Origin of the sequence: Actinomadura litoris, from assembly GCF_009733595.1 — a bacterium.
In the GTDB taxonomy this organism is placed as follows: Bacteria; Actinomycetota; Actinomycetes; order Streptosporangiales; family Streptosporangiaceae; genus Spirillospora; species Spirillospora litoris.
In genome coordinates this window covers 332,192-353,691 of sequence record NZ_WOFH01000012.1, presented here as the reverse complement: position 1 = coordinate 353,691, position 21,500 = coordinate 332,192, and the positions used below count along the sequence as shown (strand labels likewise).

12 protein-coding genes are annotated in these 21,500 nt (G+C 75.1%); 10 read left to right on the top strand and 2 right to left on the bottom strand.

What is annotated here, in order from left to right:
* Nucleotides 1-144 precede the first annotated feature (144 nt).
* From GNZ18_RS43350 to GNZ18_RS30900, 6 genes are all read left to right on the top strand, one after another.
* Nucleotides 145-279: a hypothetical protein gene (locus tag GNZ18_RS43350; RefSeq protein WP_272499698.1), complete on the top strand. Its 135-nt coding sequence runs from the start codon at nucleotides 145-147 to the stop codon at nucleotides 277-279.
* A 218-nt stretch (nucleotides 280-497) separates the two neighbouring features.
* Entirely contained in the window at nucleotides 498-1,481 is a 984-nt protein-coding gene (locus GNZ18_RS30920) for a DUF1702 family protein (protein ID WP_156220127.1), read from the top strand.
* Nucleotides 1,478-7,312: a type I polyketide synthase gene (locus GNZ18_RS30915; RefSeq protein WP_216651488.1), complete on the top strand. Its 5,835-nt coding sequence runs from the start codon at nucleotides 1,478-1,480 to the stop codon at nucleotides 7,310-7,312. Before GNZ18_RS30920 ends, GNZ18_RS30915 begins: the two co-directional genes overlap by 4 nt.
* A 1-nt stretch (nucleotide 7,313) precedes the next feature.
* Nucleotides 7,314-7,766, top strand: coding sequence for an acyl-CoA thioesterase (locus tag GNZ18_RS30910; protein ID WP_156220126.1), 453 nt, complete (start codon nucleotides 7,314-7,316; stop codon nucleotides 7,764-7,766).
* Nucleotides 7,763-8,293, top strand: a complete 531-nt coding sequence (locus GNZ18_RS30905; RefSeq protein WP_156220125.1) for a flavin reductase family protein — start codon at nucleotides 7,763-7,765, stop codon at nucleotides 8,291-8,293. The genes GNZ18_RS30910 and GNZ18_RS30905 overlap by 4 nt, the downstream gene beginning before the upstream one ends.
* Complete coding sequence (locus tag GNZ18_RS30900; protein ID WP_312874853.1) at nucleotides 8,290-9,669, top strand: cytochrome P450; 1,380 nt, start codon at nucleotides 8,290-8,292, stop codon at nucleotides 9,667-9,669. The genes GNZ18_RS30905 and GNZ18_RS30900 overlap by 4 nt, the downstream gene beginning before the upstream one ends.
* Nucleotides 9,670-9,860: 191 nt before the next feature.
* Here GNZ18_RS30900 and GNZ18_RS30895 read toward each other — a convergent pair whose 3' ends face one another.
* A complete protein-coding gene (locus tag GNZ18_RS30895; protein ID WP_281378191.1) occupies nucleotides 9,861-10,658 on the bottom strand; it encodes a helix-turn-helix transcriptional regulator in 798 nt (265 codons plus the stop codon).
* A gap of 1,017 nt (nucleotides 10,659-11,675) precedes the next feature.
* Between GNZ18_RS30895 and GNZ18_RS30890 the strand changes: the two genes are divergently transcribed.
* Together GNZ18_RS30890 and GNZ18_RS30885 are read left to right on the top strand one after the other, a co-directional pair.
* Nucleotides 11,676-11,942 carry a MoaD/ThiS family protein gene (locus GNZ18_RS30890; RefSeq protein WP_156220124.1) on the top strand — a complete coding sequence of 89 codons (267 nt, stop codon included), beginning with the start codon at nucleotides 11,676-11,678 and terminating at the stop codon, nucleotides 11,940-11,942.
* Nucleotides 11,943-11,945: 3 nt separating this feature from the next.
* On the top strand, nucleotides 11,946-12,908 hold the full coding sequence (locus GNZ18_RS30885; protein ID WP_312874852.1) for a quinone oxidoreductase family protein: 963 nt from the start codon (nucleotides 11,946-11,948) through the stop codon (nucleotides 12,906-12,908).
* Nucleotides 12,909-12,956: 48 nt separating this feature from the next.
* Here GNZ18_RS30885 and GNZ18_RS30880 read toward each other — a convergent pair whose 3' ends face one another.
* On the bottom strand, nucleotides 12,957-14,519 hold the full coding sequence (locus GNZ18_RS30880; RefSeq protein ID WP_173390933.1) for an FAD-dependent monooxygenase: 1,563 nt from the start codon (nucleotides 14,517-14,519) through the stop codon (nucleotides 12,957-12,959).
* A gap of 141 nt (nucleotides 14,520-14,660) precedes the next feature.
* On the opposite strand from GNZ18_RS30880, the gene GNZ18_RS30875 reads away from it, so the two are divergent.
* Entirely contained in the window at nucleotides 14,661-19,817 is a 5,157-nt protein-coding gene (locus GNZ18_RS30875) for a type I polyketide synthase (protein ID WP_156220122.1), read from the top strand.
* Nucleotides 19,814-21,490, top strand: a complete 1,677-nt coding sequence (locus GNZ18_RS30870; RefSeq protein WP_156220121.1) for a (2,3-dihydroxybenzoyl)adenylate synthase — start codon at nucleotides 19,814-19,816, stop codon at nucleotides 21,488-21,490. The genes GNZ18_RS30875 and GNZ18_RS30870 overlap by 4 nt, the downstream gene beginning before the upstream one ends.
* The last annotated feature ends 10 nt before the right edge of the window (nucleotides 21,491-21,500 follow it).

Below are 21,500 nucleotides of genomic sequence, written 5' to 3'. Positions count from 1 at the left end.
CTATGAGAGTGGGCCGCGGCGGCGCCCCGCTGATTAGGCTCGTCGCAGATTGTCACCAAAGTGCGGCGGCGGAATCCAGAGCGGGTCACAACTGCTTCGTCGTGCCCGATTCCGTGCGCCGCATCCGAGAAGGGACCGATCGCCATGAGCGCTGCGCTCTCCGACGCCTCGTCCACCACGAAGACCACCAAGCGGCGCCGCCGCGCGGTGCTGATCCTGCTCGTGCTCGGCGGTCTGACGGCGGCCTACCAGGCGCGCCGGCGGCAGGCGCGGCACTGACGCGGCAGTGACGCAACACTGACGCGGGGCGTTTCCGGCGGCCGGTGGTGAACATCCACCACCGGCCGCCGGCGCCTTTCTCCGGACGCGCGCTGCGGGCCGCGGAAATGACCGGGCGAGCCGGTAGCACGCTGGAAGTTGGCGCCGCCCGCGCCCGCCGGAAACGATGACCCTTAATTGCGCTGACGCACCACACTCGGTGGAACCGGGAGGACAAATTGGCGGGTAACCTGCGGTCACTCAGACGTCGCGTTCTCACCCCGAACGTCTCGGAGACCAAGCTGCGCACCCGCGGATTCCATGAGAAAGACGCGGAGTCCCGGGATCTGCTGGAGAACGTCGGGGCGAGCTTCCTCACGGGATACGGCCACGCGGTCGAGGCGCGCACCGTCGCCGAGGCCGAGGAGCGGCTGGAGGAGGTGCCGGTGCGGTTCCGCGGTTTCGCCTACGAGGGCGCCGCGATGGGCCTGACCGTCCTGGACGCGCTCCCGGGCGGCGGCAGCCGCCGGCTCGCGGGGTTCCTCGCGGGACGCGGCAACGCCCACATCTACATGGCCTACATCGGCGCCGGCTGGGCGATGGCCCGCGTGCCCCGGTTCCGCTGGTCGAAGATCTCGCTTCCGGACCCGGTGCTGCGCTGGCTCGCGCTGGACGGCTACGGCTTCCACCAGGCCTACTTCAAGACGGACCGCTACGTCCACCAGCACCACGAGGAGCCCGGGTTCCCCTGGCCCGCCGACGACCCGCACGGGTACGCCCGGCACGCGATCGACCAGGGCATCGGGCGGGCGCTGTGGTTCGTGGGCGGCACCGACGTCCGGGTGGTGTGCGACCTGATCGACGGGTTCGCCGAGTCGCGGCAGGCCGACCTGTGGGCGGGCGCGGGCCTCGCGGCGACCTACGCGGGCGGCTCGCGGGAGCAGGAGCTGCGCGAGTTCGCGCGGCGCGCCGGGCCCTACCGCGTCAACGTCGCCCAGGGGTCGGCGTTCGCGGCGAAGGCGCGGCTGCGCGCCGGCCTCTCGGTGGAGCACACCGCCGTCGGCACCGGGGTGCTGTGCGGGGTGTCACCGGAGGAGGCGGCCCAGATCTGCGACGACACGAGGAAGGCCGCGGCCGACGCGGGTGACGGCGAGATGCCCGCCTTCGAGCGGTGGCGCCGCGACATCGCGCTCGGCCTGGTGGCGCGTGGGGGTGTGCGATGACGGAGACGAAGGCCGCCGGGACGAACACGGGCGAGACGATCACGGGCGAGACGAACACGGGCGGCCGGAGCACGGGTGTCGCGGTCGTCGGGATGGCGTGCCGCTATCCCGACGCCGCCTCGCCGGAGGAGCTGTGGGAGAACGCCGTCGCCGGGCGGCGGGCGTTCCGCCAGCTGCCCGACGAGCGCATGCGGCTGGAGGACTACTGGGACGCCGACCCCGCCGCCCCCGACCGGTTCTACGCCCGGATGGCCGCGGTCATCGAGGGCTATGAGTTCGACCGGATCGGCTACAAGATCGCCGGGAGCACGTACCGGTCGACGGACCTGACGCACTGGCTCGCGCTCGACACCGCGACCCGCGCGCTCGCCGACGCCGGGTTCCCCGAGGGCGAGGGGCTGCCGCGCGAGCGGACCGGCGTCGTCGTCGGCAACACCCTGACCGGGGAGTTCACCAGGGCCAACACGATGCGGCTGCGCTGGCCCTATGTCCGGCGGACGCTCGCCGACGCGCTGTCGGGCGAGGGCTGGCCGGACGAGCGGATCGGGGAGTTCCTGCGCGAGGTCGAGGGGCGCTACAAGGCGCCGTTCCCCGCGATCGACGAGGACACGCTCGCGGGCGGGCTGTCGAACACGATCGCCGGGCGGGTCTGCAACTTCTTCGACTTCAAGGGCGGCGGGTACACCGTCGACGGCGCCTGCTCGTCGTCGCTGCTGTCGGTGACGACGGCGTGCCGCGCGCTGGTGGACGGCGAGCTCGACGTCGCGGTCGCGGGCGGCGTGGACCTGTCGATCGACCCGTTCGAGATCATCGGGTTCGCCAAGACCGGCGCGCTCGCCCGCGGCGAGATGCGCGTCTACGACCAGGGGTCCAACGGGTTCTGGCCCGGCGAGGGCTGCGGCATGGTCGTGCTGATGCGCGAGGAGGACGCCGCCGCGCTGGGCCGCCGCCCCTACGCCCGGATCGCCGGGTGGGGCATCTCCTCCGACGGGAAGGGCAGCATCACCCGTCCCGAGGTCAGCGGCTACCGGCTGGCGCTGCGGCGCGCCTACGAGCGCGCCGGGTTCGGGATCGAGACCGTCCCGCTGTTCGAGGGGCACGGCACCGGCACGGCGGTCGGCGACGCGACCGAGCTGTCCGCGCTGTCGCAGGCCCGGGTCGCGGCCGACCCGGCGGCGCCGTCCGCCGTGATCGGCACGGTCAAGGGCATGATCGGGCACACCAAGGCGGCGGCGGGCGTGGCCGGGCTGATCAAGGCGGTCATGGCGCTGCACCACCAGGTGCTGCCGCCCACCGTCGGCTGCTTCGACCCCCACCCGGTGATCACCGAGGAGGGCTCGGGGCTGCGGGCGCTGCGCAAGGCCGAGTCCTGGCCGCGGGACGCGGCCGTCCGCGCCGGCGTCACCGCGATGGGCTTCGGCGGGATCAACAGCCACATCGTCCTGGAGGGCACCGGCCCCCGGACCCCGGCGTTCCCCGCCGCCGAGCCGCTCGCGTCGTCCGTGCAGGACGCGGAGCTGATCCTGCTGGACGCGGCGTCCTGGCCGAAGCTCCGCGAGCGCCTCGCCGAACTCGCCGACTGGGTGCCCGCGCTGTCCTACGCGCAGCTCGGCGACCTCGCGGCCACCGCGCAGCGGTCCCTCCAGGGCCTCCCCTACCGGGCCGCCGTCGTGGTGTCCTCGCCGGACGAGGCCGAGCGGCGGCTGCGGGGGCTCGTCGAGGCCGTGGACGCGGGGACGACCAGCGTCCTCGCCCCCGACGGCCGCGCGTTCCTCGGCCACGCGGCCAAGGCGCCGAGGATCGGCTACCTGTTCCCCGGCCAGGGGTCGGGCCGCGGCACCAGCGGCGGCGCGCTGCGGCGGCGCTTCCCCGAGGTCGCGCAGGTCTACGACCGGGCGGCGCTGCCCGGCACCGGCGACATGACGGCGACGGCGCTCGCGCAGCCCCGCATCGTCACCGGCTCGATGGCGGGGCTGCGGGCGATGGCGCTGCTCGGGCTGGAGGCGGGCGTCGCCGTCGGCCACAGCCTCGGCGAGATCTCCGCGCTGCACTGGGCCGAGGTCATGGACGAGCCGACGCTGCTGAAGGTGGCGGCGACGCGCGGGCGGACGATGACCGAGCACAGCGCGTCGGGGACGATGGCGGGGATCGCCGCGTCATCCGAGATCGTCGCGGGCCTCCTGGACCGCACCGAGGTGGTCATCGCGGGGTTCAACGGCCCCGCGCAGACGGTGGTGGCGGGCCCGGTCGCGGCGGTCGAGGCCGTGCGGGAGCGCGCCGCCGCCGCCGGGATCGGCTCGACGGCACTGGCGGTCTCGCACGCGTTCCACTCGCCGCTCGTCGCTCCGGCCGCTGATGCGTTCGTCAACAAGCTCACAGACGAACATTTCAGCGATGTCGGGCGCCGGGTCGTGTCCACGGTGACCGGGGAGGCGCTGCCGCCCGGCACCGACGTGAACGGGCTGCTGCGCGAGCAGATCACCCGTCCGGTGCTGTTCGCGCAGGCGCTCCAGCTCGCCGCGAAGGAGACCGACCTGTTCATCGAGGTCGGCCCCGGGCGGGTGCTGAGCGGCCTGACCCAGGACATCGCCGACGTCCCCGCCGTCGCGCTGGACACCGACGACGAGTCGCTGGCCGGGCTGCTGCGGGTCGCGGCCGCCGCGTTCGTCGCGGGCGCGCCCGTCCGGCACGACGCGCTGTTCCGCGGCCGCTTCACCCGTCCGCTGGAGATCGGCGCCGGGTTCTCCTTCTTCGCCAGCCCGTGCGAGCAGGCCCCGGAGTCGGCGATCGGCGCGGAGGTCAGGCCGGAGGCGCCGCCGGCCGCGTCCGAGACCGCGGCCGTGGGCGCGTCCGAGGCGGCCTCCAGCGTGGAGCTGCTGCGCAGGCTCGCGGCCGAGCGCGCCGAGCTGCCGCTGGAGATGGTCCACGAGGACAGCCAGCTCCTCGACAGCCTGCACCTCAGCTCGATCTCCGTCGGCCAGGTGCTCAACCAGGCGGCGCAGGCGCTCGGCCTGTCGGTCGCGCAGGCGCCGACCAACTTCGCCAACGCCACGATCCGCGAGCTGGCCGAGGTGCTGGACGCGCTCGCCGACGGGCGCGGCGGGCAGCGGCCCGAGCCGGTGGTGGAGGGCGCCGCGTCCTGGGCGCGGGCCTACGCCGTCGACCGCGACGAGATCCCGGTGGCCGCCGCGCCCCGCGACGAGGGGAACGGCGGGTGGAGCCTCACCGGCGCCGGTTCGGAGCTGGCGAGGCCGCTGCGCGACGCCCTGGAGAGCGGCGGCGTCGGGTCCGGTGTCCTGGTGTGCGTCCCGGCGGACGTCGCGGAGGCGTCACTCGGCCCGGTTCTGGACGCGGTCAAGGCGGCGGCGACGGCGCCCTCCGGTCAGCGGTTCGTGCTCGTCCAGCACGGCGACCGGGGCGCGGCGGGCATGGTCAGGACGCTGCGGCAGGAGGCGCCGCAGCTCAGGGTGACGATCGCGCACGTCCCGGACACGCCCGAGGCCATCGGCTGGGTGCTGGACGAGGTCGCGGCGACCACCGGGTTCAGCGAGGCCCACTACGACGCCGCCGGGGCGCGGCGCGTGCCGACGCTGCGGGTGCTGCCGGTCGAACCGGCCGCGCGCCGGGAGCCGCTCGGGCCGGACGACGTGATCCTCGTGACCGGGGGCGGCAAGGGCATCACCGCCGAGTGCGCGCTGACGATGGCGCTCGACGGCGGCGCCCGGCTCGCCGTCCTCGGACGCTCCGACCCGGAGCGCGACGAGGAGCTGGCCGAGAACCTGCGGCGGATGGAGGAGCGCGGCGTCACCGTCCGGTACGCGCGCGCCGACGTGACCGACGCGGAGCAGGTCCGCCGCGCGGTGGAGGAGACGACGGCGGCGCTCGGGCCGGTGACGGCCGTGCTGCACGGCGCGGGCCGCAACGAGCCCGCGTCCCTGGCCGGACTCGACACCGCCGAGCTGGCGCGGACGTTCGCGCCCAAGATCGGCGGCCTGGCGACGGTGCTCGACGCGCTCGACACCGGCGGGCTGAAGCTGCTGGTCACCTTCGGCAGCATCATCGGCCGGGCGGGGCTGCGCGGCGAGGCCCACTACGCGACCGCCAACGAGTGGCTCGCGGCGTTCACCGAGGAGTTCGCCGGGCGCCACCCGGACTGCCGCTGCCTGTGCATGGAGTGGTCGGTCTGGTCGGGCGTCGGGATGGGCGAGCGGCTGTCGGTGGTCGAGGAGCTGGCCCGCGACGGGATCACCGCGATCCACCCCGACGAGGGCGTCCAGATCATGCGGCGGCTGCTCGCCGACCCGGAGGCGCCGGTCACCGTCGTGATCAGCGGGCGCACCGGGACGATCGACACCGTCCGCTACGACGAGCCCGAGCTGCCGCTGCTGCGGTTCGTGGACCGGCCGCTCGTCCGCTACCACGGCGTCGAGCTGGTCGCCGAGACCACGCTGAGCGCGGGCACCGACCCCTACCTCGCCGACCACCTGCTCGACGGCAACCTGCTGCTGCCCGCCGTGCTCGGCATGGAGGCGATGGCGCAGGTCGCCGCGGCGGTCACCGGCCGCGCCGGGGCGCCGCTCATCGAGGACGCCCGGTTCCCGCGCCCGATCGTCGTCCCGCCCGAGGGCAGCACGGCGATCCGGGTCGCGGCGGTCGTCACCGGCGCGGACACCGTCGAGGTCGTCATCCGCAGCGCCGAGACGGGGTTCGCCGCCGACCACTTCCACGCCCGGCTGCGCTACGCGGGCCCCGCCGCGCCGGACGGCCCGCCCGAGCAGGTCGGGGACGGCCTGCCCGCGGTGCCGATCGACCCCGCCCGCAGCCTCTACGGCGACGTGCTGTTCCAGGGCGCGCGGTTCCACCGGCTGCGCCGCTACCACCACCTCGCCGCGCGGCGGGTCGACGCCGACCTGGCGGTCGCGGGCGAGGGCGGCTGGTTCGCGGCCTACCTCCCCCAGCGGCTGCTGCTCGGCGACCCCGGGATGCGGGACGCGCTGATGCACGGCAACCAGGTCTGCGTCCCGCACGCGACGCTGCTGCCGACCGGGATCGACCGGATCCACCCGGCGGGCGAGGCGCTGCGGGGGCTGGAGCAGGTCCGGTACTGCGCCACCGAGCGCTCGCAGGACGGTGACGGCTATGTCTACGACGTCGCCGTCCGCAACGCGGACGGGCGGGTCGTCGAGCGCTGGGAGGGGCTGCGGCTCCAGGCCGTCCGCAAGCACGACGGCCCCGGGCCGTGGGCGCCGTCCCTGCTCGGCCCCTTCCTCGAACGCACCGCGGAGGAGCTGCTCGGCGGTCCGGTCGCGGTCGCGGTCGAGCCGCACGCGCGTCCGGCGGACGTCCGCGAACGGCGGGAGTGGACGGCGGTCGCGCTGGGCCGCGCGCTCGGCCGGACCGTCGCCCTGCGCCACCGGGCGGACGGGCGCCCCGAGATCGACGGCGGGCGTCCGGTGTCGTGCTCGCACGGCGCGGGCCTGACCATGGCCGTCACCGCGGACGGCCCGGTCGCCTGCGACCTGGAGCCGGTCGTCGCGCGCGCGGCCGCCGACTGGGACGCCCTCCTCGGCCGCCACCGGGTGCTGTGCGACCTGATCGCGGCGGAGACCGGCGAGGACCCGCAGGCCGCGGCCACCCGCGTGTGGGTGGCGATGGAGTGCCTCGCCAAGAACGGGCTGCCCGCGACGGCCCCGCTGACGCTCGGCGCGGCGCGGCGCCCCGGCTGGGTCGTCCTCGCCTCGGGCGAGCTGGCGGTCGCGACGTTCGTCACCACGCTGCACGGCGCGCCTGAGCCGGTGGCATTCGCACTTCTCGCCGAAGGGCGGTCCTGAATTGTCGAACTACTACGAGTACCTGCACACGGTCGGTTTCGAGGAGACCAACCTCGTCGGCAACGTCTATTACGTCAACTACCTGTCCTGGCAGGGCCGGTGCAGGGAGCTGTTCCTCAAGAGCAAGGCGCCGGATGTCCTGGCCGACCTCCAGGACGACCTGAAGCTGTTCACGCTGAAGGTCGACTGCGAGTTCTTCGCCGAGCTGACCGCGTTCGACGAATTGTCGATCCGGATGCGGCTGATCGAACTCGCGCAGACGCAACTGGAATTCGGTTTCGACTACTACCGGCTCGACCCGCACGGCGAGTCGCTGGTGGCGCGGGGGCGGCAGCGGGTGGCGTGCATGCGCGGCCCGAACACCCGCACCGAGCCGTCCCGCGTCCCGGAGGCGCTGCTCAGGGCCCTGGAGCCGTACTCGCTCGGGACCGCAGAGGTGGGGAGGGTCGCATGACCGCCGCACCGGACGGAGCGGGGACCGAGGCGAAGGCGCTGCGGGAGGCGTTCGGGACGTTCGCGACCGGCGTCACCATCGTGACCGTCGGCGGCGCGATGCCGCACGGGATGACCGCCAACTCCTTCTCCTCGGTCTCGCTCGACCCGCCGCTCGTCCTGGTCTGCGTCGACCGGACCGCCGTCATGCACGGGGTCCTCGGCGCCGCCGAGCACTTCGGGGTCTCGGTGCTGGCCGGCGACCAGGAGGGCGTCGCCCGCCACTTCGCCACCCGGCGCCGCGGCCTCGGCGCCTCGCAGTTCGAGTCCGTGGACTGGTGGCCGGGGCCGCTCACCGGCGTCCCGCTGATCAGCGGCGCGCTCGCGAGCCTGGAGTGCGAGCTGTGGCGCGGCTACGACGGCGGCGACCACACGATCTTCGTCGGACGGGTCACCGCGCTGCGGCGCGGCGCGGGCGCCGACGCGCTGCTGTTCCACGGCGGGAAGCTCCGCCGGATGGCCCCCCTGATCAGTGAGGTGCGGACGTGAGCGTGCTCGGTCGCCGAACCAACCCGCGGGGAGCGCCCGCGCACGGGCGGCGCGTCCCGCCGGGGCCGCCGCGCAGCCGGACGCCGGTGCTGTTCGCCAAGCTGATCCGCGACCGGCTCGGCCTGATGTCGCAGGCCGCCGAGGAGTACGGGGACGCGGCGCGGGTCCGCATCGGCCCGAAGACCCTCTACATCTTCAACCACCCCGACCACGCCAAGCACGTCCTCGCCGACAACAGCGCCAACTACCACAAGGGCATCGGCCTCATCCAGGCCAAGCGCGCCCTCGGCGACGGGCTGCTGACCAGCGAGGGCGAGCTGTGGCGCAAGCAGCGCGACGCGATCCAGCCGGTCTTCCAGCACAAGCGGATCGCGCGGCAGGCCGGGGTGGTCGCCGAGGAGGCGGGGCGGCTCGTCGACCGGCTCCGCGACCAGGCCGGCGGCGCGCCGGTCGACGTCGTGCACGAGATGACGGCGCTGACCCTCGGCGTGCTCGGCCGGACGCTGCTGGACGCCGACCTCGGCGGCTTCGGCTCGGCCGGCGGGGCGTTCGAGGCCGTCCAGGACCAGGCGATGTTCGAGATGGTCACGCTCAACATGGTCCCGACCTGGGTGCCGCTGCCCAAGCAGCTCCGCTTCCGGTGGGCGCGCCGCTACCTGCACCACGTCGCCGACGACCTGGTGATGCTCGACCGCGCGCAGGGCGGCGACGACGTCGTGTCCCGGCTGATGGGCTCGACGCTCCAGGAGAGCGACGGGCGCGTCCGGCGGCAGCGGATGGACGACGAGCTGATCACCCTGCTGCTGGCCGGGCACGAGACGACCGCGTCCACCCTGAGCTGGGCGTTCTACCTCCTCGACCGGCACCCGCAGGTGTGGGAGCGGCTGCACGCCGAGGCCGTCGAGGTGCTCGGCGACCGGCCGCCGCGGTTGGAGGACCTCCGGCGGCTCACCTACACCGACATGGTGATCCAGGAGGTCATGCGCCTCTACCCGCCGGTGTGGATCCTGACGCGGCAGGCGCAGCGCGACGACGAGGTCGGCGGCTACCACGTCCCGGCCGGCTCCGACGTCCTGATCTGCCCCTACACCCTGCACCGCAACCCCGCCTTCTGGGACGCGCCGGACGCCTTCCGGCCCGAGCGGTTCGAGCCCGAGGCGACCACCGAGCGGCCCCGCTACGCCTACATCCCGTTCGGCGCGGGGCCCCGGTTCTGCGTCGGCAACCACCTGGGGCTGATGGAGGCCACGTTCGCGCTCGCCCTCGCCTGCCGCGACCTGCGGCTCCGCCTCACCCCGGGGCGGCAGGTCGTGCCCGAGCCGATGCTGTCGCTGCGCGTCCGCGGCGGCCTGCCGATGACGGTCCACCCGGTATAGCGGACCTTCCGCCACGGGTGTGGCCGGACCTGGTCGAAGGGCCACGCACGTACAGAACAAGCACGCACGTGCAGAACAAGCACGCACGTGCAGAACAAGCAGGTACGTACAGAATAAGCAGGTACGTACAGAATAAGCAGGTACGGAACAAGAAGGGCCGGGCCGCTCACGCGGCCCGGCCCTCATCCGTCTCAGGCTCTCGCCTGCTCCACCTGCCCGGTCTCCGCGCGCCGCGCGGCGGCACGGTCCGCCGACGCCCGCGCGCGGTCCTGCTGCGGGGCGCCGCCCAGCGCCTCCATGCGCACCTCGAACAGCGCCAGCAGGACCGGCGGGTCGAGCACCCGCATCGGACGCAGGCAGAGGTCGGCGCGGCGCTGCCCGGCCCCCGACCGGATCGTGATGGGGCCGTTCGCCCCGACGATCAGGGGTTCGTCGCCGGGATGCTGGTAACGCTCCAGGCCGGGCGGCATCGCGTGGGCGAGCACGTGCCAGGTGCCCGGGGGGACCTTGTCGAGCTGGTAGGGGCCGGGGCGCCGCAGGACCGTGCAGCTCACCGGTGAGCCCTGCGGGATCCAGTCGGGGAACAGGCCGACGAAGACCGGTCCGACGGCCCCGGTGTCGGGCGGCCTGACCTGCCCGCTGACGGTGGTCGTGGCGACCCCGAGGCCCCGGCGGCGGCAGTCCCGGGAGATCGTGTCGGTGAAACCGCCGAGCCGGCGGTAGTCGGTCGGGGGCAGCCCGACCGCCTCCTTGAACCGGGTGCTGAACGTGCCGACGCTGGAGTAACCGACCAGATAGGTGATCTCCGTGATGGTGAGAGAAGTGGTCAACAGCAGCCGTTTCGCCTCCTGTAGGCGCATGGCGGAAAGAAATCTTCCCGGTGATACCCCGGTAATCCGCTGAAAGATTCGGGAGAAGTGGAATTTGCTGAACATCGCCGCACGTGCCATGTCATCGACGGTGATGCGCTCCCCCAGATTCTCCCGCATCGTCTCGATCACTCGCACGACGGCCTGCTCCATGGCGGCGTTGGCGGGATCCCCGGCCCCTCGGGCCCGGTAGGGATCCCTCATGTCTTCCAGCGTGTCGTCCAACTTCTTTCCCCTCCTTGACAGGCCACTCCACATCTTCCTGAAACAAAATGGGTCAATGCCCAGGGCGGCTGTCCGCCGGGAAACGAACGCGCGTCGGCCCGCGCTCGGCCGGGCCCCGGCGAGGGGCCGGCCGGTCGGCGGGCACCGGCCGACGGCGTCAGGGAGCGATCAGGCGGCACGACCTCTGGGTGGGAGCGCCGGGGCCCGTGGCGCACGGACCCCTCCTGGCAGGGAGCGTGTGGGCCGCGTCCACCGCGGGGCGCCCCTCCCGGGGCGCCCGCCGGCCGCCGCGACCGCGTCCTCGCGCGGCGTGCAACACAGACCACACATGGTTCAAATCCCCCCGTGCTTACGCACCAGATCTTCGGGAGAAGTGGCATTCATTCGCGCGGACATGACATCTGCAATCGCCACCTCACCATTCGTAACATCACATCGTAATATTACGTTGTAATGCTTCCCCACAAGGCCCCGTCCAGGCCCTGACGGGCGCAGACATGTCCGCCTGCCCCGTTTTCTCCCACAAGATACATCCATACATCGGCGCTTCCGCAACCATGGATCTGAGCAATTCACAACAAAACAAAACGCTTCTATCGCCGAGGTCACAGTCCCATAACCGAGACTTGACGGCGGCATGCGGCTATGCGGTTATGCGGCTTTCACGCACTGTTCCCGATCGCATCCGCCGGGCTCTCACGGACGGACCGATTCCCGTTACCGGGCGGCCCGATTCTCGGGTGCGCCCGGGTGCGGCCCCGGGCGGCGACCGGACGACGGCCAGGTCGGGCCCGCACGGGGCCCCGCGCACTCTGGAGGATGAAGGCGGCCACGGGCCGGACCGACGATGAACGGGGGCGACCGCGCGCCTGCGGCGCGGCCCCCGCATCCGCCCGTCGAAGTGAGGCATTGATGATCAAGATCATGGTTCCCTCGGTGTGGAGCCCGGACGGCGACACCGCCTTCGAGGGCACCGAGGGCCCGCTGCCGGAGGTCATCCGGCGGTTCGCCGACGACCACCCGTGGATCGGCGGACGCCTGTTCGGCCCGGACGGCGAGCCGCTCGGCTACGTCAACCTGTGCGTGGACGACGAGATGATCCCCCGGCGGCGCAGGGACGCCACCGTGGTGGAGGCCGGGAGCACGGTCACGATCCTCGCGCCGATGGCGGGGGGCTGAGCGGTGCGGCGCGTCGTCCTGGAGCGGCAGGGGCCGCCCGACGTCATGCGCGTCGTCGAGGCCGCCGAGCCCGAACCCGCCGGCGGCGAGGTGCTGGTGCGGGTGGCGGTCGCCGGGGTCAACGTGGTGGACCTCTTCCAGCGGTCGGGCGCCTACCGTGTGGCGCTCCCGTTCACGCCCGGGATGGAGGGCGCGGGCGAGGTGCTGCGCACCGGCGACGGCGTCGAGGGCGTCCGTCCGGGCGACCGGGTCGCGTGGATGGGGCCGTCGGCCTCCTACGCCACGCACTGCGTCGTCGCCGCCGACCGCCTCGTCCCGGTTCCGGACGGCGTCTCCGACGAGGACGCCGCCGCCGTGCTCGTGCACGGGATGACCGCGCACATGCTCGCCACCGACGTGGTGCCCCTGGGCGGCGGGGACACCTGCCTCGTGCACGCGGCGGGCGGCGGGGTCGGCGGGCTGCTGTGCCGCCTCGCGTCGCTGCGGGGCGCGAGGGTGATCGGCACGGCCTCCACCCCCGCCAAGGCGAAGGCCGCACGGGAGTCGGGCGCCGACGAGGTGGTCGACTACTCCGGCGGGCACTTCGCCGACCGCGTCCTGGAGCTGACCGGCGGGCGCGGCGTCGACGTCGTCTACGACGCGGTGGGCCGGGACACCTTCGCGGAGGGGCTGACCTGCCTGCGTCCGCGCGGGACGTTCGTCTCCTACGGCCAGACCGGCGGCCCGGTCGGCGCCGTCGACCTCAACGCGCTGGGCGGCACGCTGTTCCTCACCAAGCCGTCGCTCGGACGCTACGACCCCACGCCCGAGCTGACGCGGCGGCGCGCCGCGGCCGTGCTCGGGATGGTGGGGGAGCTGCGGCCGCGCGTCCATGCCGCGCATCCGCTGGCCGAGGCGCCCGCCGCGCACCGCGCGATCGAGTCGCGCGAGGCGGCGGGCAAGGTGCTGATCCGCCCCGCCGGCTGACCCTCGCCCCGCTGATCCTCCGCCCCCCGGCCGTCGAGGCCGGGGGGTTCAGCGGGCGGCGACCAGGTCGATCCGCCCCGACAGCAGCGCCAGGTGGACGCGGGCCTGCCAGGAGTCGCCGTCGGCGTCCAGGCCGGGGCCGTCCCTCCAGTCCGCGGGCACCCGCACCGCGACCGGGCGGCCGGTCCCGGCCCGGACCGCCCCCGCGTACCGGACGGTCTCGTGCCACCGCTCCCATTCCCGCCCCTCCTGCGCCCGGACCAGGACGGCGCACCCGTCCTCCACCTTGGGCAGCGGGGGGTCGAGTTCGCTCCAGTCCGGGTCCTCGGGGCAGGGGACCTCCACGAGGCGCGGCACCGCCTCGGAGACGACGCGGTGCGGCAACCGGATCGAGCCGTGCTCGAACGGCGCCTCGGCCGCGTGGCGGTCGGCGCGGCCGCCGAACAGGACCGCGGCCTCCGCGAGGCGCTCCGGGCACCGGCGGCGGAGCGCGACGTAGGTCATCGCGGGGGTGCGGGTCAGGAAGTGCAGCCCGAACTCCTCCGGCGGCAGGTGCAGGCGCCGGCCGTAGCTCTCCCACCAGCGCATGCTCGGGGCGGCGAGCCGCTGGGTCCGGGTGACCGGCCCGCGCCGCGCCTCCTCGTAGGCGCGGAACGCCTCGGCGCGGTCCGGGTGGGCGGCGAGCGCCGTCGCCAGCGCCATCGCGTCCTCCAGCGCCAGCTTCGTGCCCGACCCGACGGTGAAGTGCGCGGTGTGCGCGGCGTCGCCGAGCAGCACCGCGTTCCCCGCCGACCAGCTCCGGTTCGCCACGACCGTGAAGCGCCCCCACCGGCTGCGGGCGCCGACCAGGCCCGCGCCGCCGAGGTGGTCGGCGAAGACGTCGCCGAGCCGGACGAGCGCGGCCTCGCCGACCGTCGCGCCGACCGTCGCGCCGCCCGTCGCGCCGACCGTCTCGGCGCCCGCGAGGCCCGCGGCGCGCCAGGTCGCCTCGTCGGTCTCGACCACGACCGTCCCGCCCGCGTCGGCGTGCGGGTAGCAGTGCGCCGCCATCGGCCCGTGCGGGGTGCGGACGAACGCGAACGACGTCCGGCCGCCGAGGTCGGCGGGCGTCCCGAGCCACACGAACCGCGCCGCCCCGGCCCGCGCCGTCGTGCCGAACCCGGCGGCGCGGGCGCCGCGGTGCGCGGACGCGGCGCCGTCGGCGAACACGGCGACGTCCGCCGCGGGCACCGCCCCGGGCGGGACGGCCGCGCGGTACCGGACGCGCGCGCCGACCGCCTCGGCCTGCTCGCGCAGGATCGCCAGCAGCGTGCTCCGGGAGATGCTCGCGACCTCGAACCCGTCGTAGCGGAGCGTGGCGGAGGGCAGCGCGATCTCGATCCCCGACAGGGGCAGGCTCGCCGCCGCGATCCGCCGGTGCGTGTCCGGGTCGGCCTCGGCGATCCCGCCGAGCGTCCGCGCGGACAGCGTCACGCCGAACCCCGACACCTCGTCCGGGCCCGCGCGCTCGAACACCTCGACCGCCGCGGCCGGCAGCAGCAGCCGCACCATGCGCGCCGCGAACAGCCCCGCGGGCCCGGCTCCGACGATCACCACGTGCCTCACGTCCATGGCGCCTCCCGCTCCCATGATCGGTGCCGGACGCGGCGCCCGGTACCGCCGGGGCTCCGCACTTCTCAAGGTGCCGGGGGCCGGGCGGCGAACCGACGATGGGGACCATCCCGGGTCCGCTGTGAAGGAAAGGTGGGCGCGATGCACTCGCCCGAACCCGTCGCCATCGTCGGGATGGCCTGCCGCTTCGCCGGAGGGGTGAACTCGCCGGACGGGTTCTGGACGCTCCTGCGCGAGGGCCGGACCACCGCCGGCGAACTCCCCGAGGGACGCTGGGACTGGTACGCCGAGCGCGGCCCCGACCACGCCTCCGCCGTCCGCGACGCGCCCCGCACGGGGTCGTTCCTGGACGACGTCGAGGGCTTCGACGCCGACTTCTTCGGCATCACCCCGCGCGAGGCCGCGCTGATGGACCCGCAGCAGCGGATCATCCTGGAGCTGTCGTGGGAGGCGCTGGAGCACGCGGGCATCCCGCCGCACTCGCTGGCCGGGACCGACGCCGGGGTGTTCATGGGCGTCGGCTCCGACGACTACGGCCGCCGGCTGCTGGAGGACCTGCCGAGGATCGAGGCGTGGTCGGGCATCGGCGGCGCGTACTGCGCGGTGGCGAACCGCGTCTCGCACGTCCTCGACCTGCGGGGGTCGAGCATGGCGATCGACACGGCCTGCTCGTCCTCGCTGGTCGCGGTGCACCTGGCGGCGCAGGCGCTGCGCGCGGGCGAGTGCCCGGTCGCGCTCGCGGGCGGCGTGCTGGTCGTCGCGGCGCCGGGCCTGTCGATGGTGCTGGACGCGGCGGGCGCGATCGCGCCGGACGGCCGCAGCAAGTCCTTCCAGGCCGACGCGGACGGCTACGGCCGGGGCGAGGGCGGCGGCGTCGTCGTCCTGAAGCGGCTGAGCGACGCGCGCCGCGACGGCGACCGGGTCCTCGCGGTCATCCGCGGCAGCGCCGTCCACCAGGACGGCAGGACCAGCGGGATCATGGCGCCCAACGCCGACGCGCAGGCCCACCTGCTGCGCCGGACGTACGAGGGCGCGGGCGTCGACCCGGCCTCGGTCGGCTTCGTCGAGACCCACGGCACCGGCACGCGGGTCGGCGACCCGCTGGAGGCGGCGGCGCTCACCGAGGTCCTCGGCGCGGCCAGGCCCGCCGAGGACCCGCTGCTCATCGGGTCGGTCAAGCCGAACGTCGGCCACCTGGAGGCGGGCGCGGGCATGGCGGGGCTGATCAAGGCCGTCCTCGCGCTGCGGCACGGCGAGATCCCGCCCAATCCCGGGTTCACCGAGCCCAATCCGGCGATCCCGTGGGAGACCTCCGGGCTGCGGGTCGTCGCCGAGGCGTCGCCCTGGCCGTCCGGGGCCGGGCCGAGGCGCGCGGGCGTCTCCGGCTACGGGTACGGCGGCACGATCGCGCACGTCATCCTGGAGGAGGCCGACGCGCCCGGCGGCGCGGGCGACGACGGCACCGCGCGCGTGTTCCCCCTGTCGGCCGCGTCGCCCGAGGCGCTGGCCGAGCGGGCGGCCGCGCTCGCCGACCACGTCGAGAACGCGCCGGACGTCCCGCTCCGCGACATCGGCCACACGCTCGCGCTCGGCCGCACCCACCTCGCCCACCGGGCCGCCGCGGTCGCCTCCGACCGGGCCGAACTCGCGGCCGCGCTGCGCGGGGTCGCGGCGACCGAGGCGCTCGCGCCCGGCGCGGGGCTGGTGTGGGTGTTCTCCGGGCACGGCACGCAGTGGCGGGGCATGGCCAAGGAGTCCCTCGCGGAGGACCTGGAGTTCGCCGCCGTCATGCGGGAGATCGACCCCGTGTTCCGGGAGGAGATCGGCTTCTCCCCCATCGAGGTCATCCGGCGGGACGCCCCGCTCCCGGTGGACGTCGCGCAGCCGATGATCTACGCGGCGCAGGTCGCGCTGTCGGCGTCGTGGCGGGCCGCCGGGGTGCGGCCGGACGCGGTGATCGGGCACTCGGTGGGCGAGATCGCCGCCGCCGTCGCCGCCGGGGTGCTCACCGTCGAGCAGGGCGCGCGGCTGGTCTGCCGCCGGTCGCTGCTGCTGCGGCGGGTGGTCGGTCAGGGCGCGATGCTGATGGTCGCGATGCCGCCCGAGGCGGTCGCGGAGATGCTCGGCGACCGGACCGGCGTCGCGGTCGCGGTCGCGGTCGCGGCGGCGACGAGGTCGACCGTGGTGTCGGGCGACCCGGCGGCGGTGGAGGCGTTCGGCGGGCGGCTGAAGGCCGAGGGCGTCGCCGTGCGGAGGGTCGACTCCGACGTCGCCTTCCACAGCCCGGCCATGGACCCCCTGCTGGACGGGCTGGAGGCGGCGGCCGCCGACCTGGCGCCGCGCCCGCCCGAGGTGCCCCTCTACACGACGGCGCTGGAGGACCCGCGCGACGGCGCGGCGCGCGACGGCGCCTACTGGGCCGCCAACCTGCGGCGCACGGTCCGGTTCATGCACGCGGTGACCGCCGCGCGCGAGGACGGGTACCGGATGTTCCTGGAGGTCTCCCCGCACCCCGTCGTGGAGCACTCGATCATCGAGACCCTCGACGACCTGGGCGGCTCCGCCGACAGCTGCGTGGCGCACTCGATGCGGCGCAACCGCCCCGAGCGGCGGACGCTGCTGGAGAACCTCGCCGTCCTGCACTGCCACGGCGCTCCGGTGGACTGGTCGGCGCTGTGGCCCGAGGGCGGCCCCGCCGACCTCCCCCCGGCACCGTGGCGGCACCGCCCGCACTGGATCGAGGAGTCGGCCGCCCGGCCGCAGGTGCTGGAGCGGCACGACCCCCGCGGCCACACCCTGCTCGGCGGGCGGACGAGCGTGAACGGCTCCACCCCCGCCACGGTCTGGCTGACCTCGCTCGACCGCGAGACGCGCCCCTACCCGGGCGACCACCCCGTCCGCGAGGTCGAGATCGTGCCCGCCGCCGTGCTGCTCAACACCTTCCTCACCGCCGCCTCGTCCGGGGGCGAGCGGCCCGACCTCACCGGCGTCGGCCTGCACGTCCCCGTGACGGTCACCCGTCCGCGCGAGGTGCAGATCGTCCTCCAGGACGCGATGCTCCGCCTGTCGTCGCGGATCGCCGACAGCACCCCCGACGACCGGGCCTGGGTCACCCACACGACGGGCACCCGCGAGGTCCGCACCGAGCCCCTTCCGCCGGGCGGGCCGCTCCCCGAGACCGGCACCGACCTGCCGCCCGGGTACGTGGTCGACCGGCTCGCGACGCTGGGCGTCGCCGCGATGGGCTTCGCGTGGGAGCTGCCGCGGGTGCGGGCCGGCGGGGGCGCGCTGGCCGTGGACGTCCAGGTCGGCGACGGCGCGGAGCCGCCGCACACCTGGGCGCCGCTGCTGGACGCGGCGCTGTCGGCGGCGTCGGTCGCCTTCGCCGGGGACCCCGTCCTGCGGATGCCCGCGCACGTCCACCGCGTCGCGCTCGACGGCCCGAGCCCCGCGCGGGCGCTGGTCCTCGTGCGGGTGGTCGGCGAGGACACGGTCGACGTGGAGATCCGCGACACCGGCGGCGCGGTGGTCGGCAGGCTCGACCGGCTCCGCTACGGGGTGCTGGAGGGCGACACGGCCGTGCTGACCAGCCCGCGCCGGCTGGTGCACGAGCTGGTCTGGCGCCCGCTGCCCGAGATCCCCGCCGCCACCCGGACCTCGGTGGTGCTCGTCGGGCCCGACACCGCGCTGCTCGGCCGGCTGACCGAGCGGCTCGGCGCGGCCGACGTCCCGTTCCGGGTCGCGGCGGCGCCCGAGGACCTGGCGGAGTCCGAGCTGGCCGGGGGGTACACGATCGTGGTCGTGCCGCCGCTCGGCCCGTCCGTCGACACCGGCGAGGCGGCCGTGGACGCCGCCTGGCTGCTCGCCCGGACCGCGCGGCGCCTCGCCGACTCCGGGCTCGCCGCGCCCGCCCGGCTGTGGTGCGCGACCCAGGGCGTGCGGGAGTGCGCCGAGGAGGGCTCGCTCGCGCACAGCGCGCTGTGGGGGCTCGGCCGGATCATCGGCGGCGAGCACCCCGAGTTCTGGGGCGGGGTCGTCGACGTCGGCTCCTCGCCCAAGGACGCGCCGAGCCTGGTCGAGATCGTCGGGTCGGCGCTGGAGGACGACGTGGTCGTCGTCCGCGACGGCGAGGCGTCGGTCGCGCGGCTGCGGCCGCTGGAGGGCGAGCCGGTGCGCGAGCCGCTGAGTTGCAGCCCCGACGGCACCTACCTGATCACCGGCGGGCTCGGCACGCTCGGGCTGGAGGTCGCGCGCTGGCTGGCCGACCGGGGCGGGCGGCGCCTCGTCCTGGTCGGCCGGCGCTCGCTGCCGCCCCGCGACACCTGGGACGACCTGACCGACCCGGCGGAGGCCGCGCGGGTGGAGGAGATCCGCTCGCTGGAGCGGCTCGGCGTCACGGTCGCGACCGTCGCGCTCGACATCGCCGACGCCGAGGCCGCGCGCAAGCTGCTCTCGCTCGCCGCGCTCGGGCTGCCGCCGATCCGGGGCGTCGTGCACGCCGCCGGGGTCCTGGACGACCACACGCTCCGCACGCTCGACGAGGAGTCGCTGCGCACCGTCATGCGGCCCAAGGTGAACGGCGCGCTCGTCCTGCACGAGATGTTCCCGCCGGGGACGCTGGACTTCTTCGTGCTCTTCTCCTCCTGCGGGCAACTCCTCGGCCTTCCGGGGCAGGCGAGCTACGCGGCGGGCAACGCCTTCCTCGACGCGCTCGCCGCGCACCGCCGCGCCGCCGGCGACACCGCGACGACCAGCTTCGGCTGGACGTCCTGGCGGGGGCTCGGCATGTCCACGTCCTCGGCCGTCATCGACGCCGAACTCGCGGCGCGGGGCACCTCCGACATCAGCGCCACCGAGGCGTTCAGCGCGTGGTGGCTCGCCGACCGGCACGCGCTGCCCTACGCCGCCGTGCTCCGCACGATCCCGCCCGGCCCCGGCGACCGCAGGCCGCCCCTGCTCAGCGACCTCGCCGACGCGCCTCCCGAGTCCCAGCGGGACACGGCGGACGCCCCCTGGCAGGGCCTCGATCCCGAGAGCCTCCGCGACTTCCTGCTGGCGGAGGTCAGGGACCAGGTGTCGGCGGAGACCCGGCTGTCGCCGGACGAGGTCGAGGCCGCCCGCCCGGTCGCGGAGATGGGCGTCGACTCGGTCATGACCGTACGCATCAGACGCGGGCTCGAACGGCGGTTCCGCCTCCAGCTCCCGGCGACGCTGTTCTGGGACCGTCCCACGGTCGAGGCCGTCGCCGGGCTGCTGGCCGAGCTCCTCACCCCCGACCCGGACGGAGTGCCCGGATGAGTGCCCCGACACACCACCGCATGGTCCGCTGGCCCGACGACAGGGCCGCCTTCTACCGGGAGGCGGGGTGCTGGCGGGGCCGCCCCCTCGGCGCCTACCTGTGGGAGTCCGCCGACCGCGGGCCCGACCGCACCGCCGTCGTGGACGGCGGGACCCGGCTGACCTACCGGGCCCTCGCCGAGCGCGCGGACCTGCTCGCCGAGCGCCTCGCCGAACGCGGCCTCGCGCGCGGCGACCGCGTGCTCGTGCAGCTCCCCAACTCGTGGGAGTTCGTCGTCGTCACGATGGCGTGCCTGCGGCTCGGGGCCGCGCCGGTCATGATGCTGCTGCCGCACCGCGAGTACGAGCTGACCTCGATCGCCGAGCACGTCGGGGCGCGGGCGCTGTTCGTCCCCGCCGACTGGCGGGGGTACGACCACGAGGCCCTCGCGCACCGTGTCGCGGACCGCGTCGCGGACCGGCTGGACGCGCGCCCGCTGGTGCTGGTGTCGGGCGAACCGTCGGCGCGCGGGAGCGTCGCCCTCGCGGACCTGTGGGAGGGGCGCGGCGGGGAGGCGGAGCGGCGCGCCCGGCTGGACGCGAACGCCCCGTCCCCGTCGGACCCCGCGCTGTTCCTGCTGTCCGGCGGGACGACCGGGATGCCCAAGCTCATCAGCCGCACGCACGACGACTACGAGTACAACATCCGCCGCATCACCGAGATCTGCCGCGTCGGGCCGGACAGCGTGTACCTCGCCGTCCTGCCCGCCGGGCACAACTTCCCGCTGGCCAACCCCGGCATCCTCGGCACGCTGATCGCGGGCGGACGGGTGGTGCTGCTGCCCTCGCCGCGTCCCGCGCCGGTGTTCGCCGCGATCGAGGCGGAGGGGGTGACGGTCACCTCGGCCACGCCCGCGATCGCGCTGCGCTGGATGGAGGAGGCCGAGGGCTGCGGGCGCGACCTGTCCAGCCTCCACTTCGTCCAGGTGGGCGGGTCGATGCTGTCGCCCGAGGTCGCCGCCCGCATCGGGCCCGCGCTCGGCTGCCGCCTCCAGCAGATGTACGGGATGGCGGAGGGCCTCATCTGCTGCATGCCGGTCGACGCCCCCGACGAGGTCGCGCACTCCGCGCAGGGCGCGCCGATCAGCCCCTACGACGAGCTGCTCGTCGTGGATCGCGACGGGGCGCCCGTCCCGCCGGGCGGCGTCGGCGAGCTGCTGACCCGCGGCCCCTACACGCCGCGCGGCTACTTCGGCGCGCCGGAGCAGAACGCCGCCTCGTTCACCCGCGACGGCTGGTACCGCACCGGCGACCTCGTCGAGATCACCCCCGAGGGCATGGTCGTCGTCCGCGGCCGGGTCAAGGACCTCATCAACCGGGGCGGCGAGAAGGTCGCGCCGGGCGAGGTCGAGGTGCTCGTCCAGGAGCTTCCCGCCGTGGCCGAGGCCGCCGTGCTCGGGCTCGCCGACCCCGCCCTCGGCGAGCGGGTGTGCCTGGTCGTCCGGCTCCACCCCGGCCGGCGGCTGACGCTCGACGGCGTCCGCGCGGCGCTGACCGTCCGGGGCATCGCCGCGTTCAAGCTCCCCGAGCGGCTGGAGGTCCTCGCCGACCTCCCCCACACCCCGCTGGGCAAGCCCGACAAGAACGCGCTGCGCGACCTCCTCCAGACCGGCGACCGCGGAACCGCCGCCTAGCCGGCCGGGA